Source organism: Asticcacaulis sp. (assembly GCF_047605585.1).
Taxonomy (GTDB): domain Bacteria; phylum Pseudomonadota; class Alphaproteobacteria; order Caulobacterales; family Caulobacteraceae; genus Asticcacaulis.
This window is the reverse complement of the sequence record NZ_JASGFK010000003.1, coordinates 433701-452978: the sequence shown is the minus strand read 5'-3', so window position 1 is coordinate 452978 and position 19278 is coordinate 433701. Positions and strand designations below refer to the sequence as shown.

Sequence of the window (19278 nt, the reverse complement as noted above, 5' to 3'; positions counted from 1 at the left end):
AATTATGAGGTAGCGTGGGATAAATTGACGCAGGCGTTAAAATTAATTGACGTGAGGAAATAGAGTATGGAAGCGACTAAAGCCTATCCGCGTGTCTATCAGTTTGGACCGGTTTTCAAAGCCCTTCTTCTGGCCGGCGCCCTGGCGCTTATTGTTATGGGTGTTACCGGTGCGATACAGTCCTATACCCATATGCATGGCGCGGTCGCCCAGTTCGGCGGCATTGCACTCAGCCTGATTCCCATCGCGGCCGCCCTCTTCGGCGCCCCCATGATCTGGCGCTGCAAGCTGTCGCTCTACGAAGATCGTCTGGAATATAACGGTCTGGTCATCGACGCCGTGATCCGCAAGTCGGACATCATCGACGCCCTGACCCCGGAACCGCACTACGGCATGTTCCAGATCTTCCTGACCCTGGCCGGCCATCCGTTCAAGCGCCTGCACCTCGCCGTGCTGGGCCATATGGATGATGCCCTGACCCGCTGGGTCAACGGTCTGCCCCATGCCGAACCGGTCAAGGTTCGCATCTAATTCAAGGCTACAGAATAAGCAAACGGCCGCCGGACAGTCCGGCGGCCGTTTTCATTTGCCGTCAGCGCTTTCCGGCTTGCGGAACCACAACAGCCAGACCGATACGGCGATCAGCATCGCCGCCATGGAAAACCAGGTGATGGCGTACATCAGGTGGCTGTTGGGGAATTTCACCACCGTAAGCCCCCCCTTCGGCCAGCTGCCGGGATTGGGCGTAGTGTCGGCATCGACAAAATAGGGCGCAACCGCCCCGATGTGACGGCTCTGCGCCATGACCGCGATATCGCGACGATACCAGGCGTCATGAGCGGGGTCATTGGCCTGCTGGAACAGCCAGCCCCTGGTTTCCGGCAGGCGCAGCAATCCGGTCACCGTCACTTCGCCCTGCGGCTGTCCCTCCGTCCGTGTGGCCGGCTGGCGCTTCTCCATCGGCACGAAGCCGCGATTGATATAGACTATGCTGCCGTCATCGCGCCGCATCGGCGTCATCACCCAGTAGCCAGCGCCATAGTCGGACAGAGTATAGACCTGGGCCTCGGCATCGTTCATCAGCTGCCCGCGCAGGGTGACATGACGGTATTCATCGTCGTTGCGATTGACACGCGGCCAGTCGGCCACGCCGGGCGCGGCCACCGCAGGCGCCGCCACGCGCGCATTGACCCGCGCGATCAGGGCGGTCTTCCAGGCCAGCCGCTGCACCTGCCAGACGCCGAGCGTCAGAAACAGGGCGATTGCCGCCACGGTCAGGCAACCGAACAGGATCGATGGCAGGGAGATTTTGCGATTGGACATGACAGGCCTCGTGAATATGGGCGCGGTCCTATCATAGACACGGCGCGACACCTCATCACATTGCTTTTCACATTGAAGCGGTTAAGAGAGGCGGAAAAAGGATTGCCACAATGCCGGATAACGCCCCCGATAACGTCCCTGCCCTGCCCGACCTGCGCCGCCGGCTGAAAGCCGATGGCCATGTCTTTGCGCCACGCGAGATCACGCAGGCCCTGCTGCCGGCCAGTTTCGCCGACCACTGGCCAGCCCTTGCCGCCTCATGGGACGACCTGGGACCGGACCGCTTCATGGCCGATGGTGGCCGCTACCGCAAGCGCCGTCACGCGATCTTCAGCCTGACATCGGGCCAGTTCACGCGTGAAGCGCATCAGCCGCATTACCAGAGCCGCGATTACAACATGCTCAATGGTGGCGTACAGCGCTGGTTCGAGCCGGTGACGGAGAAGACGGCCAGCAATCCGGCCTTCCTGGCCCTGCTCGATCTCTGCCGCGACCTCTTCACCGCCGATGCGCACGCAGCGAACGGACGCGTTGAAATCCATCAGTTCCGCATCGAGCCGGCGCCGGGTGAAACCGGCCAGCCGACGCCGGAAGGCATGCATCGCGACGGCGTCGACTGGGTGGCGGTGATACTGGTCGATCGGCTGAATGTCGGTGAAGGCGTCACCGCCATCTGCGGGCCGGGGCGTAAGCCGCTGGGCCAGTTCACCCTGGGTACCCCCCTCGACGCGGTCTTTCTCGATGACCACCGCGTCCTGCACGGCGTCACCCCGATCCACCTGGTCGATATGCACGCGCCCGGCCACCGCGATGTGCTGGTCATCACGTTCCAGATATTGCAAACCTGAGCTTGCAGCTAAATAGGTTCAGACGCCTTGATCAGGGTTTCGAGGCGTCGCCTGAGATCCTCGGGTTCAAACGGCTTGGAAATATAGTCATCCATGCCGCAAGCGAGGCAGCGATCACGGTCTCCGGATAGGGCGTGCGCCGTCATGCCAATGATCGGCACCGGCGGCCGGCTGGCCTCACCTTCATGAATCCGCACCAGCCGCGTCGTTTCAAAACCATCGAGGCCCGGCATCTGGACATCCATGAGTATGGCCGCAAAGGCCTCACGCCTGACCTTTTCCAGCGCCTCTTCCCCGCTTTCGGCCACCTTCACGCCATAGCCGAAGGCTTCCAGCAACGTGCTGGCGACCAGGATGTTCGGGCCATGATCCTCGACAAGCAGAACCGGCAGTTTCGGATCATTATCCCGGATCAGCATCTCGTTCGGTCCAGCGACCATCAGGCCGCCATCGCGAATAGCGCCAGCGTATCGCAAAGGCAGGGAAACCGTGAAGCGAGAGCCACGACCTGGCTCGGTATCCACCTCGATGCGGCCGCCCATGAGTTCCACGAGATTTCGCGAAATGGCCAGCCCAAGCCCTGTGCCGCCATAGTGCCTCGAAATACTGCTGTCCGCCTGGACGAACTTCTCGAAAATGGTCCCGACCTTGCCGGCCTCAATGCCTATGCCCGTGTCCTCCACGATCAGACTCACGATCGACCGGTCGGGGGAATCGCCGCCTTCACGGACAAGCCTCACGTCAATCCGGCCCTTTTCGGTGAACTTGATGGCATTGCCGCACAGATTGACCAGTATCTGGCGGATACGCAGGGGGTCGGCGCAAAAGCGCATGCCACGGAGCGACTCGCCATGCAGAGCGAGCACCAGCCCCTTTTCGCGCGCCTTGACGGCCACCATGCCGATCACTTCCTCCGCCAATTCGACGACATCGACGGGCGTCTCTTCCAGTTCAACCGTCCCCGCCTCGATCTTGGACACATCCAGCAGGTCATTGATCAGTTCAAGCAGGCCATTGGCGCTGGTTGCCAGCGTCGCCACATAATTCTGCTGCCGCTCGGTCAGGGGCGCGCTTCGGGCGAGAATATGCGACAGGCCGATGATCGCATTCATCGGCGTGCGGATCTCATGACTCATATTGGCCAGAAATTCAGTCTTGGCGATATTGGCCTGTTCCGCCCTCTGGCGCGCGTCCACCAGATCCTGAATATCCGTCAGGGTGCCATACCAGGCCTGGATGATCCCCTCGCGGTCTCTGACGGCCTCGGCACGAGCCAGGGCCCACCGGCAGACGCCATCCTGGCGGCAGATGCGAACCTGGCGTTCAAACGGCGTACCGGTGCTTACGGCCGTTTCCCATTCCGCCTGCGCGCCCTCACGATCTTCATCGTGAAGGACAGACGTCCAGCGCCTTACCCGATCCTCCATGCCCGTGAAGGCATACCAGCGCCGGTTATAATAGGTTACCTCTCCGGCGGCATCGCAGGACCAGATCATCTGATCGATCGAATCCGCCATATTGCCCAGGCGCTCCTCGTTCTGTTGCGCCCGTTCCAGCTGCCGGACGCTCTCGATACCGGTTGCGGCCTGCGCGGCAATCGCGCGGGCGATCCGCTCGCTGCGTTCGCTAAAAATGCCGACCTCGGCATGACCGAAGAAAAGCCCGCCCAGCACTTCACCGCCTTTGGAAAGCACCGGTACCGCCAGATAGCTGCGCACCGGAATATGCCCTGGTGGCAATCCGCGGTTGGGCGCGTTCTTTCCGTAAAGCGGACTGACCGTCACGTCGTCAAAACGGATCGTGCCATGACCGGAAAAGGTCGGCGCGAAGAGGGTCGTATTGCGCGGCATGGGAAAGCCTTCAAAACGCGCGCGATCGACGCCTGTCAGGGTATAGAGCATGTAGCTCTCCCCGGCGGCATCCGTGCGGTTGTAAAAGAAGGCGCCGAATTTGACCCCGGTCAGGCGGGTGGCAATATCCGTGGCGGTCTGAACGGCCTGCTGCAGGTCGGCATTGATCGAAAAGGCTTCTCCCACCTCGTACAGCGCCGTTACGATTGCCTTCTCGGTCTGGGCTTCCAGATCCGCCGCCTTGCGCGCGGAAACATCCCGCACCGTCCCTGCGGCGCGCACCGGCCGGCCGGCACTGTCGAAAAGCACCTTGCCCTTGGCCGCGATCCAGCGGATGCGTCCGTCATTTTTCCCGACAACGCGAAACTCGATATCGTAGTCCGTCCGGATGTTTGTGTCCTTGGCCGACTCGAAGGCCGTAAAGACGGCCTCCCGGTCGTCCGGGTGCACGGCCTCATAGAAACCCTCGAGACTGACCGCGTCGTCATGGGAATAGCCGAACATGCGCCGGCACCGAACATCCCAGAATAGAATATCGGCCACCACATCGAGATCCCAGAGACCTATATCGCTGGCCTCGGTCGCCAGGCTGAGCTGCTCCTCGATCCGGCGTACCTGCGTAATGTCGCGCGCCACCTTGGATGCCCCGACAACACGGCCTTCGGAATCATGGATGGGTGAAACGGTCAGGGAAATGCGAACCAGCGCGCCGGCCTTGGTCTGGCGTATGGTTTCGAAATGGTCCACCCGCCGGCCGGCCTTGATACGCGCGATAATATTAGCTTCTTCAGCGATCAGGTCGGGAGGGATGATGAGGGTGATGGACCTGCCGATCGCTTCTGCGGCTGAAAAACCGAAAATACGTTCCGCACTCTTGTTCCAGGAACGGATGATGCCGTTCAGGTCCTTGCTGATGATCGCGTCATCCGACGAATCCACAATGGCCGCGAGATGGGATTGTAACGCCGCCCCGACGCCCCCTTCAGATACCGTACTCTCATCCATTAGGATTTTCTGCGTTTTAAGATGATCCGCATCGCCAAAGCCGACGCTTCACACATTAGCGACCAGATAAATAAAGGATCAATAAGTCTTCGATGTTGTAGCCTATAATTATTTTCAGAGTTTCCCAAAACCAATGGCAGCTGCGTCTTTATGCAGCGGGAACCGTACTGCCCCGCTTCTACTCCTCACATGCCTACGTCATGGCGCTTTATACTCCTCTGTCGACATCCCACCTGTAAAGCGCGCTACATAACCATTAGATATCGAAAAACAGACGTTCTCAGCTCAACTACTCCTGATAATCATATATAAAATCAAATAATTGAGATCAAAATCTCGCTCAAAATGCTGGATATGATATTCGCGCTTGCCATTTAATATGTCTATACATTATTAAATATCAGCACACCTCCCGCTGATCAAAGGTTCGCAATGCGCTGCGATCGTCTCTGGAAAAATGCCCGGTTGCTGACCATGGCCGCCGGCACCGTCGTTATCGAGCGCGCCGTGATCGCGTGTCTTGACGGCCGCATCCTCTATGCCGGCGCTGAGGCCGATGCCCCGGCTTTCGAGACAGATACCGCCATCGATCTCGGCGGACGGCTGGTGACGCCCGGCCTGATCGATTGCCACACCCATCTGGTCTTTGCCGGCAATCGCGCCCATGAGTTCAAGCTGCGGCTCGATGGCGCCACCTACGAAGAGATCGCCCGCGCCGGCGGCGGCATCCTCTCGACCGTCACCGCCACCCGCGCCGCTTCGGAAGACGATCTGATCCAGGCCGCCCTGCCTCGCCTCGACGCTCTGATCGCTTCAGGCGTCAGCACGGTCGAGATCAAGTCCGGTTATGGCCTGACGCTCGATGACGAACTGAAAATGCTCCGCGCCGCCAAAGCCCTGGAACGCCTGCGCCCGGTGCGCGTCATAACCACCCTGCTCGGCGCCCACGCCCTGCCGCCCGAATACAAGGACCGGCCCGACGCCTATATCGACGCCGTTTGTAACGAGATGATCCCGGCGGCGGTCAGTCTCGCCTCGGCGGTGGATGTCTTCTGCGAGGGCATCGGCTTCTCACCCGCCCAGACCGAGCGCGTCTTCCAGGCGGCGCAGGCGCACGGCCTACGGGTAAAAATTCATGCCGAACAGCTCTCCAATCTCCACGGTGCGGCCCTGGCGGCGCGCTATGGCGCCCTCTCCGCCGACCACCTCGAACATCTCGACGCCGACGGTATCGAAGCCCTGCGCGATGCCGGCACGGTCTCTACCCTCCTGCCCGGCGCCTTCTACTTCATGCGCGAAACGGTCAAGCCGCCGATCGAGTCCTTACGCGCCGAAAACGTCCCCATGGCCATCGCCACCGACTGCAATCCCGGCACCTCGCCCCTGACCTCGCTGCTGATGGCGATGAACATGGCCGCCACCTGCTTCCGCCTGACGGTCGATGAATGCTGGGCGGGCGTCACCACAAATGCCGCCAGGGCGCTCGGCCGCGACGATATCGGCGCGCTGGAACCCGGCAAGTGGTGCGATTTCGCCGTCTGGGACTGCGAGCAACCGGCCGACCTCGTCTATTTCATGGGCGCTTCGCCCCTCCATTCCCGTGTATTCCAAGGCCTACCCGTATGATCCTTACCCCCGGCTCCATCTCTTTGGCACAATGGCGCGCCATCTATCGCGGCGAGGCCTTTTCACTTGATCCGGCCTGCCTCCCGCAGGTGGCGGAGAGCGCCTCGGCCATCACCCGCATTCTGGCCAGGGGTGAGCCGGTCTATGGCATCAATACCGGCTTCGGCAAGTTGGCCTCGACCCGCATCGAGGATGCCGACCTGAAAACGCTCCAGCGCAATATCATCCTCAGCCATGCCGCCGGCGTCGGCGCCCCGTCACCGAAACCCGTGGTCCGGCTGATGCTGATGCTCAAACTGGCCTCGCTGGCGCAAGGCGCGTCCGGCATCCGGGTCGAGACGCTGGATCTGATGCAGGCCATGCTGGCGCATGACCTGATGCCGGTCATTCCCTGCCAAGGTTCGGTCGGCGCTTCGGGCGACCTGGCGCCGCTATCGCATATGGCCGCCGCCATGCTCGGTGTCGGTGAGATCGAGGTCGCCGGCGTGCGCAAGCCCGCCATGCAGGCCCTGACTGACGCAGGCTTAAAGCCGCTCGATCCCGGCCCGAAGGAAGGCCTGGCCCTGCTCAACGGTACACAGTTCTCAACCGCTAATGCCCTGGCCGGCCTGTTCGAAGCCGAGGTGCTGATGCAGACCGCACTGGTCACCGGCGCCCTCTCCACCGAAGCCGCCAAGGGCTCAGACGCGCCGTTCGATCCGCGCATCCATACCCTGCGCCGCCACAAGGGCCAGATCGACACCGCCCACACCTTGCGTGAGCTGATGAGCGGTTCCGCCATCCGCGCTTCACACCTGAAGGGCGACGAGCGCGTACAGGACCCCTACTGCCTGCGCTGCCAGCCACAGGTGATGGGCGCGGCGCTCGACATCCTGCGTCAGGCGGCCACCACCTTGGAGACCGAGGCCAATGGCGTCACCGACAATCCGCTGATTTTCACCGATCCCGATGAAGCGCTTTCGGGCGGCAATTTCCACGCCGAACCCGTGGCCTTCGCCGCCGATATGATCGCCCTGGCCATTTGCGAAATCGGCTCGATCGCCGAACGCCGCATCGCCATGCTGGTCGATCCGGCGCTGTCAGGTCTGCCGGCGTTTCTGACCCCGAAACCGGGCCTCAATTCCGGCTTCATGATCCCTCAGGTGACCGCTGCCGCGCTGATTTCCGAAAACAAGCAGCGCGCCTATCCGGCCAGCGTCGATTCCATCCCGACCTCGGCCAATCAGGAAGACCATGTCTCCATGGCCGCCCATGGCGCACGCCGCCTGATGGAAATGGCCGAGAACGCCTTCGCCGTCATCGGCATCGAACTGCTGGCGGCAGCGCAAGGCTGCGATTTCCATGCCCCGCTGACCTCATCCGAGGCACTGGAGCGCGTCCGGGCCCTCACCCGCGCCGCCGTCCCCGCGCTCGATCACGACCGCCACTTCCACCCGGACATGGCCCTGGCCATCGATCTCGTCCGTTCGCAGGCCGTGACCCGCGCCGCCCATATCGCCCTCCCCGGAGTTGACCAATGACCCGTCTCGATAATTCCCGCGTGATCAAGCCGGCCACCGGCACGACGCTCTCCGCCAAGTCCTGGCTGACTGAAGCGCCGCTGCGCATGCTGATGAACAACCTGCATCCGGATGTCGCCGAACGTCCGGAAGAACTGGTCGTCTATGGCGGCATCGGCCGGGCGGCGCGCGACTGGGAAAGCTATGATCGCATCGTTGAAACCCTGAAACGCCTCGAAACCAACCAGACCCTGCTGATCCAGTCAGGCAAGCCGGTCGGCGTCTTCGAGACCCACGAAAACGCCCCGCGCGTCCTGCTGGCCAATTCCAATCTGGTGCCGCACTGGGCCAACTGGGAGCATTTCCACGAACTCGACCGCAAGGGCCTGATGATGTACGGCCAGATGACCGCCGGTTCGTGGATCTATATCGGCACGCAGGGCATCGTGCAGGGCACCTACGAAACCTTCGTGGAGATGGGCCGCCAGCACTATAACGGCGATCTCAAGGGCAAGTGGCTGCTGACAGCGGGCCTCGGCGGCATGGGCGGCGCGCAACCGCTGGCGGCGGTAATGGCCGGCGCCTCGTGCCTGGCCATCGAATGTCAGGCCTCGCGTATCGATATGCGACTGCGTACCCGCTATCTCGATTACCGCGCCGATACGATCGACGAGGCGCTGGAGATGATCAAAAACGCCGAAAAGCCGATCTCGGTCGGCCTGCTCGGCAATGCCGCCGATATCCTGCCGGAGCTATACCGCCGTGGTGTGCGCCCGGACCTGCTGACCGACCAGACCTCGGCGCACGATCCGGTCAATGGCTATCTGCCCTCCGGCTGGACGGTCGAGGAATGGCTGGAGAAGCGCGAACGCGACCCCCAAGCCGTGGCCAAGGCCGCCAAGGCCTCAATGGCGCAGCACGTCCAGGCCATGCTCGACTTCCAGGCGGCCGGCGTGCCCACGGTCGATTACGGCAACAATATCCGTCAGGTCGCCTTCGATGAGGGCGTGACCAATGCCTTCGATTTCCCCGGTTTCGTGCCGGCCTATATCCGCCCGCTGTTCTGCCGCGGCATCGGTCCGTTCCGCTGGGTGGCGCTGTCGGGTGATCCGGAGGACATCTACAAGACCGACGCCAAGGTGAAGGAGCTGATCCCAGATAATCCGCACCTGCACAACTGGCTCGACATGGCGCGCGAACGCATCTCTTTCCAGGGCCTGCCGGCGCGTATCTGCTGGGTCGGCCTGGGCGATCGCCATCGCTTGGGTCTGGCTTTCAATGAAATGGTGCGCAAAGGCGAACTGAAGGCGCCCGTCGTCATCGGCCGCGATCACCTTGATTCAGGCTCCGTCGCCTCGCCTAACCGCGAAACCGAGGCCATGAAGGACGACTCAGACGCCGTTTCCGACTGGCCGTTGCTCAACGCCCTGCTCAATACGGCCTCGGGCGCCACCTGGGTCAGCCTGCATCACGGCGGCGGGGTCGGCATGGGGTATTCGCAGCATTCCGGCATGGTCATTGTCTGCGACGGCACCGAGGACGCCGACAAACGACTGGCGCGCGTATTGTGGAACGATCCGGCTACCGGCGTGATGCGCCATGCCGATGCCGGTTACGACATCGCCATCGACTGCGCCCGTGAGAAAGGTCTCGACCTGCCGGCCATCCTGTAAGTCCATGCAGGCAAACACATCTCTATAACAAGTCGCTCTATCGGCATAAACAGGCTTCATAATGCTTTCAGGTACCGGTCATAATCGATTGGTACCGGCTGAACATTTCTGAACGGCCGGCTCTCCTTTAAAAGGAGGCCAATAGAGTATTGTCATGCGCTGACCTCATGAGCCAGCGCTCTAATTCTTTGCTTTAACAAACTTTTTCGCGAAACGTTCTAGCGCAGAACCTTGACAGGCACAGGTTGTTCCAGAAACTGGTCATTGAAGCGTTCTTCGCCGGTGGGCGATTCATGGATCGTCGGCAAGTGCTGGATGGTTTTGACGATATCCATTCCCGAAACCACCTGGCCGAAGGCCGAAAAGCCCGCCGCGCCCGGTCCTTCGATCGCCCCGGCATCGAGCTTCGGCTGCGCACCGATACAGATGAAAAATTCTGTGGTGGCGCCGAATTCGGCGGTGCGGCCCATCGAAATCGTGCCATCGAGATGGCGAAGACCGGTCACATTGGTCGGTTCGTGTTCGATAGGGGTAAAGTCCTTGCAACGCGTCCAGCCAATGCCGCCCTGGATGACGTCGATGGTCGGCAACTCACCGTACTTCTGGGTGGAGATAACGATGCGGTAGACATCGGCGCCTTCGAGCGCGCCATCGTCGATCAGTTTCAGGAAATTGGCCGTCGTGATCGGCGCGCGGACATCATCCAGTTCGAGTTCAATAACACCATAAGGGGTTTCAATACGGGCGGGGATCATCAGGCGGCTCCTTTGGCATCGATATAAGTCACTTGCTGGCCGACCTCGCGGGCACGCTGAACGGCGGTATGAGCCTCTATGCGTTCCGCCCATTGCCGGACGGGTTCGGGCAATTCGATCCCGGCATCCCATTGTGCATTGACCTTCGACAATGCAACGAAGAAGGTCTGGTAAGCCAGGTCGACCAGACCGATCTCTTCGCCATCCCAGAAGGCGGACGGGCGATTGAGCAGGCCCCAGTAGGCCAGTTGTTCCAGCGCTGTCGTCATGGCGGCCCTGCCCGCCTCGCGCTTGTCGGCCTCCTTGCCGGGCGCGAAGGCATTCAACTGCGGGATCAGTTCGCGGTCGCAATGCCTGATCCACAGGCGGTTGGCGATCCGCTGTTTTGCATCAGCGGGGCGCAGGGGCGATTGCGGCAGAATATCATCCAGATAGTCGTTGATGACAGCGGATTCGTAGACAACAAAGCCGTCGATACGCACAGTCGGTGTCCGGGCGTAGGGCGACAGGGAGAGGAACTCTTCCGTCTTTACCCCCGCCTGAGTGCAAGATGGCACGATATGGTAGGGCTGCCCCTTCAGTTCCAGGGCGGCGAAGTTACGCTCGGCCCAGCCGCAGCCAGGCTTGGTGAATATCTCGATGACAGGCACGGGTTTAACTCGTTTTTTCAGGAATAAGATTTTGGTCTTCAGAGGGTGCGGTTTTTAACTGGAGCTGCGCGCGGATGTCTTCCAGCCGCTTGCGGTTCAAAGGATAGCGCCAGCACAGGAGGCCGGACACGACATTGAGCGCGAACGGAATCCAGATGATAGCGACGAAGAAGCCGGTCATGGCCAGCGGACCATTTGTTCCCTTGGCCGAAAAGCCGAACAGACCGGCAATGACGAAGGCAATGCCGCTGCCGGCCGCCAGGTTGAACTTGTTGATGAAAGTCAGGGCAGCGAAATAGTTACCGGAATGGTTCTCGCCACTTTCCAGCGTGCCGAAATCAACGATATCGGACAGCATGGCGTTCTGCGCCGCCATGGCGCCAGCGGTAGCGATGGCCGACACCGAAAAAGCACCCAGCAACTGCCAGAAAGCCTGAGGTCCAGGTACGATCAGGTACATGACGATATTAGTCGCCGCGACCAGAAGCGTGCAGATGCCGATGATGATGTGCTTGTCGATCCATCGGGCCAGCCAAAGCCAAGCACCGGCGCCCACAACGAACAGCGCATAAACCGCCAGCATTACGTAGGAATAGCGGTCGCTGACGTGGAGATAGTTATCGAGGTAGAAATAGTAGAGGCCTGACACCATCCCCGAAGCCAGACCCTGGGTCGTGAAGATGGCCACGAACAGCAGGAACGGTCGATTACGGAACATGTCGCGAAACACGATCTTCGCGGGCACCTTGCGCACGGTCTCGGTATGGGTATTTCCGTTCGGCAGCAGGAACATGGGCGGAATGGTCAGAAACAGGAAAATCACCACCAGCCAGGCAGCGACCGACATGACTTGCGGCGTCATCTCGGTCGTTTTGAACAGGCCCGTCAGCGGGATCAGGGGCACCAGCGCGGTCGCCAGCATGCCGGCATTGTAGCGCCAGGTTGACAGGCTATGGCGCTCCTGCGGATCTTCTGACAATTCGCTCAGCCAGGCCGAGTGGGCGATTTCCTGCAGCGTCCAGCCCAGGGTCATCAGAAAGAAGGCGATCGTGAAATAGACATATCCGGTAGAATACTGCGGCTGGAAGGCCGCAAGCGTGCCCACACCGCCGAGGACCGCCCCAACCAGTATCCAGGGCTTGCGCCGCCCAAGGCGCGAGCGTGTGCGATCGGACAGAAAACCGATCACCGGATCGAGCACGGCATCCAGCACACGCAAGACCGTGAGGATGGTGCCAACCAGCACCAGTTCCAGGCCCGCGTGCTTTACATAGAGGGCCGGCAGGATCATGAAGGCCGGCGCCTGCATGATCATGAAGGGGATGTTGACGGCCGCGTAGATCCCTCTCTGCGCGGCCGCCGACATCGGCTTTTTAGCCATGGTTGTCATCAGAAACCGAACTGGATGTTAGCCGACACGGTACGCGGCGCGCCGGTGTAGAAGTAGCCCGACTGAACATAGTACCAGTATTGCTTGTCAGCCAGGTTTTCGATCTGCACACGGAAGGTCACCGGACGGCCGGAAACTTCCGTCGTATACTTGGCGCCGGCATTATAGAGCGTGTAACCCGGCAGGAAGAGCGTATTGGCGGCATCGATGGCCTCATTGCCGTTGGCGCGGGCACCCAGGTTCAGGCTCAGGCCCGGAACCGCCGAGACCTTGTAGTCGAAGTTGGCCACGGCCTGATTGCGCGGCGCGCCCTCGGCCCGGTTGCCTTCGATGCTGGCATCGCCCTTCCGGTAGGAAGTATCCAGGGCCGTGACACCGCCCGAGAGTTTCAGGTTATCGGTCAAGGACACATAACCGTTCACCTCGACGCCCTGATAGCGAACTTCGCCGTTCTGGACGTAGTAGTTGTCGGCATTGGCATATTCGGCGCCGCGTTCGACACGGAACAGGGCCGCATTGCCGCCCCAGCGGGCTGACTTGTACTTGACGCCGGCTTCATACTGCTTGCTGCGCAGCGGATTCAGGATTTCATCGGCATTGGCATAGGTCGAGCCGACGACGCTGCCCTGTTCAAGAGCCTCGACATAGGAGACATAGACCGTCGCGTCCGGCACCGGCTTGTACAACAGGGCGATAGTCGGGGTGATGGGCGACTTGGTGTAGGTCGAGGTTTCAACGCCGCTGGTGTTGAAGCTGGTCTGCTCGTAGTCCGTATAGCGCAGGCCGGCCAGAAGCTGGAGCTTCGAGGTCAGGTCGATGCTGTCGCTGGCAAAGACTGCCTTCTGGATATAGTCGGCCGAGTGATACGGCGCGTAGGTGTTGGAATTATCGTAGGTCAGACGCGTGTCCTCATAGAGGTTGAGCGTGCCGAGATAGCCCCAGACCTGATTGGCGTTGCTGTAATTTTCCTGTTTCTGGTAACTGGCGCCAATGACCAGATGGTGCTTCAGCACGCCAGTCGTCACATCTCCCTCAACCAGCCCCTGGAACAGGTTCACCTTGTTCTCGGAACGGCTGGCATTGAGATAGTCGATGGTCTCGCCGGATGAATCGACGGGGTAGAACCAGTCCGCAGCGAAACGCGCCAGGCGGTCGGAGGCCGAGATATCGAACTTCGCCTTCCAGTTCGGGCTGATGCGCCATTGCAGACCAGTCGTTGCCAGGGCGAACTTGGTATTGAAGAAGGTGCCGTTCGAGGCCGGCAGCTCGCGCGCGCCATCGACGGTCGGGAGGATTTCGCTGCCAGTATAGAAGGCCGTGCCGAAGCCCTGAACCTGGCCACTGGTATCGCGTTCCTGATAGATCAGGTCGGCGGTCCACAGCAGGTCCGGAGTCAGGCGGGCGTCGAACGAGCCGACCAGCGCGTTACGATGCACGCTGGCGCCGTTATAGGCATCGCCGCTCTCGGTCGTGGCGTTGATGCGATAGCCAAAGACATCGTTGGCGCCGGCGCGGCCACCGACATCAGCGTGGGCGGTCAGGAGGCTGCCGCCATGATAGCCGAAATCGAAGCTGGCGACCGGATCGTTACCCGGCTTCTTGGTGACGTAGTTGACGATACCGCCCGGCGAGCCAAAGCCATACATGAAGCCAGTGGCCCCTTTCAGCAGTTCGACCTGCTGGAAGTCTTCCAACGGCAGCTCGACACTGAAGGAATAGATGGGCAGTCCGTTAATCTTGAAACCGTTAGACTCGTCCAGTTGCAGGCCACGCACATTCAGGTGGTTGCTGTGAAAGGTATACGTATTACCGGCACCATTGACCGAAGGATCATCGGCGAAGACCTGCCCCAGCGAATTGAGCTGGCGATCCAGCATGGCGTCGCTGTCGATAACCGAGATGCCGAACGGCGTGTCGAGCGCCGAACGCGCGCCCAGAGCGCCAGTCGTTGGCACCTTAGTCTTGCGCAAGCCCTTGACGGTAATGGTTTCAACCGGATCATCGCTGGTCGCCGCCGTCGCGGTGTCCGCGCTCTCGGCATGCGCGTGGACGGAAGCGACAGAAGTTATGGCGAGAACCAGAAGAGTGGCAGTCGTATTGAGTAGCAGGCGCTTCATTTAAATACCTCTTTGATACATTTCATCCGAGCGAAAATCGCTGACTGGAGCCGTAATCCCAGATCGCGACGCAGGTTCAAGTAAGTTTTTGTCGCCTGTTTCTTTAGTCAAACTCAATACCACACTAAGTTAGTGTTATTTATGGGTTTTATCTAAAGCCCTGATTTTCAGAGATTATTTATTTTGCCTCAATCGTGTTTATAATGATACAGTCAGGCCTGTTTGTTTTTGTGTCAAGGCGCAATGCGTAAAAATCTTATGTTACCGCCAGCCCCGTGTGTTCAATGACACAGGAAGCTGTTGGCCATGTGAGAATATAGAGTATCGTTGCGCGTATACTCAATTTACATAAACCAGGCCGCGAGCGGCCGAAAAGAAACTCACAGGTGAACGATGTCCTCTCCCACGCCTCATATGCAGCGACGGACGCAGGAAGAACGCAGCTCGGAGATGAAGGACCGCCTGCTCAAGGCCGCGCTTGAGGGACTGGCCGAAGATGGCTATGCCGCGACATCGACTCAAGAAGTCGTCAAGCGCGCCGGTGTTTCGCGCGGCGCCCTGGTGCACCATTTCCCCACCAAGGTCGATCTGTTCGCCGAAGCCGCTGCTTACCTGATCAGCCGCCGCATCCACAAGACCCGTCAGATGGTCGCCAGCCTTGACGGTCAGGATGATGAGCTGGAAAAGCGCCTGCGCCTGCTCTGGCAGAATTATCGTGAGGACTTTCCGGCCAATATCGAGTTCATGATCGCGGCCAGAACGGACAGGCCCCTGCGCGAACGCTTTGACGAGCGCCTGGAAGACTACCTGCCCTCCGAACCGACCGAAGGCGCCCCTGAGATTTCGCGTCGTTACCTTGGCGCAGACCCCTCGCCCCTGCTGACCGAATATATGATCGGCTGCTTTATCCGCGGGCTTTGTCTCGAAGAAATCGTCAATGACCAGAAGCTGGCCGAGCAGGTATTCGAAAAGTTCGTCCGTGTCCTCGCACTGGCGCTTAAGGGGTTCGATAGCGAAGCCTAGCCCGATCACACCGTCTGCCCCAAAACACCACCCTCTATGCGTCACGGCAGTCTGTAGGCGATGACGTAATCGCCGCGATCGGGTGACTGGCGCGCGCCGCCGGCGGTGACGACAATATACTGCTTGCCATCAACCGGTGAAACATAGCTCATCGGCGTCCCCTGCGAGCCGACCGGCATGCGGGCTTTCCACAATTCCTTGCCCGTCGTGCCGCTGAGCGCGCGCAGGTAATAGTCCTGGGTACCGGCGAAGAAAACCAGGCCTGTCTTGGTGGCCAGCGCCCCCCCCAGAGTCGGCATACCTATCGGAATCGGCGCCAGCATCTTGATACCGAACGGGCCGGTATCCTGCACGGTGCCCATGGGGACCTGCCAGGCGACCTTGCGCGTATTCAGGTCGATTGCCGTCATCGTGCCGTAGGGCGGTTTCTGACACGGGATCTGCAGTACCGACAGGAAGCGGTTGCGCATCGACATGTAGGGCGTGCCGTCCTGGCTCGACAGGCCCATTTCAGTGCCCTTGCCGCTGCCACCCTTCACTTGTTCGCGCGGGATGAACTTCGTCCACAGTCCCAGGCGCATGTCATTGACGTACATGTAGTTGGTTGACTTGTCGATCGAGACACCGCCCCAGTTCATACCGCCAAGCGATCCCGGCCATTGCAGGCTCAGGTCCTCACCCGGCGCGGTGAAGGCACCGTCATAGCGCATCTGCTTGAACTGGATGCGACACAGCATCTGATCGAAAGGGGTTGCGCCCCACATATCGGATTCCTTGAGGGTCTGGGCGCCGATGGAAGGCATGCCGACCGAGAACGGCTGGGTCTGGGAATAGCGCTCGCCCCTGGCATTGCCGACCGCGACCTTGCGTTCCTCGACATCGGCGATGGGCTGCCCGGTGACGCGATTAATCAGGAATATCTGGCCGGCCTTGGTGACCTGGACCAGGGCCGGCGTGCCATCGGCCAGATCGACCAGGGTCGGCTGCGCGGGCACGTCATAGTCCCACAGGTCGTGATGGACCGTCTGGAAAGACCAGCGCGGACGGCCGGTCTTTACATCCAGCGCGACGATGGAGGAACTGTATTTGTCGTCATTGGCGGTGCGCTCGCCGCCCCAGGCATCCGGGGTGGTGTTGCCGGTCGGCAGGTAGACCAGGCCGAGCTTGTCGTCATAGGTCATGCCGGCCCAGACATTGGGTGTGGCGCGGGTATAGGTCTGGCCCTTCGGCGGCAGTTTGGTGGTGGCCGGATTGCCAATATCCCACGCCCAGATCAGAGCGCCGCTATTGACATCGAAGGCGCGGACGACACCGCCCGGTTCGCCGACCTCGACATTGTCGGCCACGCGACCACCGACCACTATCAGGTTGCCGGCCACCAGCGGCGCTGAGGTCTGGGTATAGAAGCCGGGCTTGATGGGGCCGATATCGGCGGCCAGATTGACGGTTCCCTTGTCACCGAAGGTCGGGCAAGGCTTTCCGGTTTCGGCATCCAGCGCAATCAGACGATCGTCGACGGTCGTCATGATAATGCGGCGCTCACAGATGGCAGCCGGGCGGGGGATATTCGTCGGGGCCAATATGGCATCATGATAGGCCACGCCGCGGCAACGTTGCCATTGCGGTGCCTTTGCCTGGGAATCGTAGCGCCATTTTTCCTTGCCCGTGGTGGCATCAATCGAAATGACGATATTGTGGGCTGTACAGATGTAGAGGGTATTGCCCACCTGAAGCGGGGTATTCTGGTCCTCGGCGCCAAATCCGGTCGGGCTCAGCGGAATATCGCCGGTGCGGAAGGTCCAGGCCACCTTCAGCGATTTGACGTTTTCCGGCGTGATCTGACCGATCGCGGCAAAGCGCGTGGCTGCGCCATCCTTGCCATAGACGTTCCAGTCACCGCTGTCCGTCACCTCGGCACGCGCCGGGGCCACCCCGCTGGCTGGAATTATGGCGTGCGGCAGGAAGGCATAGATCAGGGTCAGAACCAGGGCGATGGCGATGCCCCCCGCCCCGAACAGGCTGTAACGCCTCTGCTCGCGGACCGTTTCACGCATCAGCGGAGTCGTCAGCAGGACGAGAATGAGCAGAACGGCTGGCGCCACCAGACGCGACACCAGTGGCCAGAAGTGAAATCCGGCGTCAAACAGAGCCCAGACCACCGTCAGGACAAAGGCAGCGCTATATAACCAGATCCCGGTCAGATGACGCAGGACAATCAGTACCCCGGAGACGATCAAGGCTAGCCCGATCAGGCCGAAATACCACGTCCCGCCCAGCCACATCAGGCGCACGCCGCCCCAGGCGAAGAACAGTCCCGCCAGTACCATGACCGCACCCAGTACGATCGCCAATCCGTTCAGTAGGAGGGATTTTTTCGTGTCCATTGTTTGTCATCCTGATGGGGCCAGAGGCCTCTTGACCCTTTCGCGCGGGAAAATGGCGACAGGTTGCAATAAATTCCAACACCAGTTTGTGAGTCATCCATAACAACAGGTTATGGCGATCCAATCTGAAACGCGGTAATGAAAGTCAAACGCTCCCGCTTGCGGGACTTACTCAGGTGCCCGCCAGTATATGCTCAATTTTCGCCAGATCGAGATTTTTCGCGCCATCATGATCGCCAAGACGGTCTCTGGGGCCGCCAAGCTGCTCAATGTCTCGCAGCCCGGCCTGAGCCGGATGTTGCGCTATATGGAGGATCGGCTGGGTTACAGCCTGTTTGATCGTTCCAGCGGTCGGCTGGTGGCTACCCAGGAAGCCCTGGTGCTTTTCGAGGAAATCCAGCACATCTATCGCGGGATTGAGGATCTCGACCAGATCGCCCGACGGCTGGCCAAAGGCGAGGACCAGGTCTTGCGCATCGGTGCGTCGCCTTCCCTGGGTCACCTGATCGTACCTGGCATCCTCAAGCAACTGATCCACGATCATCCCGGCCTGAACGTGCATTTCGAGATTCTGTCACGACCGCAGATTCCCCATTACCTGCTGTCCGAACGCGGCGACTATGCCCTGACGGTGTTCGACATAGATCATCCTGGCATCACCTCGGTTCGGATCGGGTCCGGCCGGATGGTCTGCGCCGTGCCAGTGGGTCATGAGCTGGCCGATCGCGAACACATTTCGATCCGTGACCTGGCTGAAGAACGGCTGATCGCCTTTCGCAATGAATCGCCACACGGTCAGATCATCCAGCGGATTTACCATGAGGCCGGCATCGTGCCGGAATTCGCCACCTATGTCCGCTACGCTGCCACCGCGCTCGCTTTCGCCGAAAATGATATCGGTATTGCCCTGATCGATGACTTCACCGCCGCGCGTGCCCACGCCGGCAAGGTACGCATCCTGGATCTGGAAGAGCAGGCCAGTGTGCCGGTCTATCTGAGCCGGGCCACCGAAGGTCCGCGTTCGGTCATCAGCGAAGCCTTCAACACGCTGACCCTGGCGACCTTTGCGCAGATGAACAGGCACTGAGCCCCTGGCCATAAGGCGGAGCTATGACCACCTATAACCTCGGGTTAT

14 protein-coding genes are annotated in these 19278 nt (G+C 60.5%); 7 read left to right on the top strand and 7 right to left on the bottom strand.

All coding sequences use genetic code 11. From position 1 onward, the window contains the following. Positions 1–66 precede the first annotated feature (66 nt). Positions 67–531 (top strand): hypothetical protein, encoded by a 465-nt coding sequence (locus QM647_RS11270; protein ID WP_414995609.1) that lies wholly within the window; start codon positions 67–69, stop codon positions 529–531. A gap of 51 nt (positions 532–582) precedes the next feature. On the opposite strand, the gene QM647_RS11265 is transcribed toward QM647_RS11270, so the two are convergent. Next, positions 583–1323 (bottom strand): SURF1 family protein, encoded by a 741-nt coding sequence (locus QM647_RS11265; protein ID WP_414995608.1) that lies wholly within the window; start codon positions 1321–1323, stop codon positions 583–585. A gap of 110 nt (positions 1324–1433) precedes the next feature. Between QM647_RS11265 and QM647_RS11260 the strand changes: the two genes are divergently transcribed. Next, positions 1434–2171 carry a 2OG-Fe dioxygenase family protein gene (locus tag QM647_RS11260; RefSeq protein WP_414995607.1) on the top strand — a complete coding sequence of 246 codons (738 nt, stop codon included), beginning with the start codon at positions 1434–1436 and terminating at the stop codon, positions 2169–2171. Between the two features lie 8 nt (positions 2172–2179). Here QM647_RS11260 and QM647_RS11255 read toward each other — a convergent pair whose 3' ends face one another. Beyond that, on the bottom strand, positions 2180–5026 hold the full coding sequence (locus QM647_RS11255; protein ID WP_414995606.1) for a PAS domain S-box protein: 2847 nt from the start codon (positions 5024–5026) through the stop codon (positions 2180–2182). Positions 5027–5458: 432 nt separating this feature from the next. On the opposite strand from QM647_RS11255, the gene hutI reads away from it, so the two are divergent. From hutI to hutU, 3 genes are read left to right on the top strand one after another with little or no spacing between them, the layout of a single operon-like run. Further along, on the top strand, positions 5459–6652 hold the full coding sequence (gene hutI / locus QM647_RS11250) for an imidazolonepropionase (RefSeq protein WP_414995605.1): 1194 nt from the start codon (positions 5459–5461) through the stop codon (positions 6650–6652). After that, positions 6631–8172, top strand: a complete 1542-nt coding sequence (gene hutH / locus QM647_RS11245; protein ID WP_414995738.1) for a histidine ammonia-lyase — start codon at positions 6631–6633, stop codon at positions 8170–8172. The genes hutI and hutH overlap by 22 nt, the downstream gene beginning before the upstream one ends. Further along, complete coding sequence (gene hutU / locus QM647_RS11240; RefSeq protein ID WP_414995604.1) at positions 8169–9824, top strand: urocanate hydratase; 1656 nt, start codon at positions 8169–8171, stop codon at positions 9822–9824. The genes hutH and hutU overlap by 4 nt, the downstream gene beginning before the upstream one ends. Positions 9825–10042: 218 nt before the next feature. Here hutU and QM647_RS11235 read toward each other — a convergent pair whose 3' ends face one another. Genes QM647_RS11235 through QM647_RS11220 form a run of 4 tightly spaced genes read right to left on the bottom strand, consistent with a single transcriptional unit; the run spans position 10043 to position 14736 of the window. After that, entirely contained in the window at positions 10043–10579 is a 537-nt protein-coding gene (locus QM647_RS11235) for a peptidylprolyl isomerase (RefSeq protein WP_414995603.1), read from the bottom strand. After that, complete coding sequence (locus QM647_RS11230; RefSeq protein ID WP_414995602.1) at positions 10579–11229, bottom strand: glutathione S-transferase family protein; 651 nt, start codon at positions 11227–11229, stop codon at positions 10579–10581. The genes QM647_RS11235 and QM647_RS11230 overlap by 1 nt, the downstream gene beginning before the upstream one ends. A 4-nt stretch (positions 11230–11233) precedes the next feature. Next, positions 11234–12610, bottom strand: a complete 1377-nt coding sequence (locus QM647_RS11225) for an MFS transporter (RefSeq protein ID WP_414995601.1) — start codon at positions 12608–12610, stop codon at positions 11234–11236. Between the two features lie 8 nt (positions 12611–12618). After that, positions 12619–14736, bottom strand: a complete 2118-nt coding sequence (locus QM647_RS11220; protein ID WP_414995600.1) for a TonB-dependent siderophore receptor — start codon at positions 14734–14736, stop codon at positions 12619–12621. A gap of 393 nt (positions 14737–15129) precedes the next feature. On the opposite strand from QM647_RS11220, the gene QM647_RS11215 reads away from it, so the two are divergent. Further along, a complete protein-coding gene (locus tag QM647_RS11215; protein ID WP_414995599.1) occupies positions 15130–15759 on the top strand; it encodes a TetR/AcrR family transcriptional regulator in 630 nt (209 codons plus the stop codon). A 41-nt stretch (positions 15760–15800) separates the two neighbouring features. Here QM647_RS11215 and QM647_RS11210 read toward each other — a convergent pair whose 3' ends face one another. After that, positions 15801–18143, bottom strand: a complete 2343-nt coding sequence (locus tag QM647_RS11210) for a membrane-bound PQQ-dependent dehydrogenase, glucose/quinate/shikimate family (RefSeq protein ID WP_414995598.1) — start codon at positions 18141–18143, stop codon at positions 15801–15803. Positions 18144–18333: 190 nt separating this feature from the next. Between QM647_RS11210 and QM647_RS11205 the strand changes: the two genes are divergently transcribed. Then, positions 18334–19230, top strand: a complete 897-nt coding sequence (locus QM647_RS11205) for a LysR family transcriptional regulator (RefSeq protein ID WP_414995597.1) — start codon at positions 18334–18336, stop codon at positions 19228–19230. Positions 19231–19278: the final 48 nt, after the last annotated feature.